The 1,452-nt window shown below is 75.1% G+C and carries 2 protein-coding genes and 1 pseudogene; 2 read left to right on the plus strand and 1 reads right to left on the minus strand.

All coding sequences use genetic code 11. The features are described from left to right. Positions 1 to 135, minus strand: a pseudogene (locus G3I40_RS47715) (NmrA family transcriptional regulator); the annotation flags it as partial. Positions 136 to 215: 80 nt separating this feature from the next. On the opposite strand from G3I40_RS47715, the gene G3I40_RS38680 reads away from it, so the two are divergent. Both G3I40_RS38680 and G3I40_RS38685 read left to right on the plus strand, forming a co-directional pair. Beyond that, positions 216 to 1,145 carry an AraC family transcriptional regulator gene (locus G3I40_RS38680; protein WP_164559495.1) on the plus strand — a complete coding sequence of 310 codons (930 nt, stop codon included), beginning with the start codon at positions 216 to 218 and terminating at the stop codon, positions 1,143 to 1,145. Beyond that, positions 1,142 to 1,452: DUF6597 domain-containing transcriptional factor (locus tag G3I40_RS38685; RefSeq protein WP_343245157.1), on the plus strand; the 311-nt coding region annotated here is incomplete at its 3' end. The genes G3I40_RS38680 and G3I40_RS38685, both read left to right, overlap by 4 nt.

A 1,452-nucleotide genomic window follows, 5' to 3' on the forward strand; every position in this document is an offset into this window, starting at 1 on the left:
GCCCGCCCGCGAGGCGGCCCGTACGGTCAGCCCCGCGGCGCGCGCCGCCTCGGCGACCCGGCGCCCCGTCCGACCGGTCGCCCCGGTCACCACCACCGTCGTCGTGCCCTGCCGGTTCTTCGTCGTCTGTGTCATGCCTCCACTCAACTGCCGCCCGGCCGCCGGGAACATCGCCGATCCGCTCACCGCCATACGCGTCCGTCTAGGCTTCCCCCATGGACGTACTCGCAGGGCTCCTGGAGGGGCCACGGGCACGCGGAGCCTTCATGATCCGGGCCTGCTTCGAGGTGCCGTGGGCGGTGCGCATCAGCGACGAGGCACCCATCAGCATCATGATCATGGTCAAGGGCGACGCGTGGATCCTGCCCGACGGGGACGGCCCCGCGCAGCGCGTCCGGCCCGGCGACATCGCCATCGCCCGCGGCCCCGACGCGTACGTCTGTTGCGACGACCCGTCCACCGCGCCGCGCGCGGAGATAGGCCCCGGCCAGGTGTGCCGCCCACTGGGCGCCGCGCACGTCGGCCGCTACAAGGAACTCGGCGTGCGGGAATGGGGGGAGTCCCCGGACGGCCCGGCGCAGATGCTCATCGGGACGTACCAGATGCGCGGCGAGCTCACCGGCCGCCTGCTGGACGCGCTGCCGCCGCTGCTCGTGCTGCCCACCGAGGTGTGGGACTGCCCGCTGACACCGCTGGTCGCCGAGGAGATCGTGAAGGACGAGCCCGGCCAGGACGTCGTCCTCGACCGGCTCCTGGACCTGCTGCTCATCGCCTCGCTGCGGGCCTGGTTCTCCCGCCCGGAGGCCGACGCGCCCGCCTGGTACGTGGCCCTGGGCGACCCCGTCGTCGGGCAGGCGCTGCGGCTGATCCAGGACGACCCGGCCCACCCGTGGAGCGTCACGGAGATCGCCGGGAAGGCCGGCGTCTCCCGCGCCGCGCTCGCCCGCCGCTTCACCGAACTCGTCGGCGAGCCCCCGATGACGTATCTGACGAACTGGCGCCTGGCACTCGCCGCCGACCTGCTGCGCGACAGCGACCTCACGGTCGCGGCGATCGCCCGGCAGACCGGGTACGGCAGCGCGTTCGCCCTGTCCAGCGCGTTCAAGCGGGTCCACGGGGTGAGCCCGCAGGAGCACCGCGGATGACCGGGGCGTACGAGGAGCGGCCGAGCCGGGTGCCCCGGGCGGTGCTGTGGACCCGCTCGGCCGCGCCCGCCACCGAGGCGGCGCACCCGGTGCTGCCCGACGGCTGCATGGACCTGATCTGGAGCGAGGGGCGGGTGTTCGTCGCCGGTCCCGACACCCTGGCCCATCGCGCGGGCGAGGGCCGCCGCTTCGCGGGCATCCGCTTCGCCCCCGGCACCGCGCCCGCCTACCTCGGCGTCCCCGCCCACGAACTGCGCGACCGGCGCGTCGAGTTGGCCGACCTGTGGGGCGGTGCGCGGGCCCGCCG

The organism is Streptomyces sp. SID14478 (genome assembly GCF_010548525.1).
Classification (GTDB): domain Bacteria; phylum Actinomycetota; class Actinomycetes; order Streptomycetales; family Streptomycetaceae; genus Streptomyces.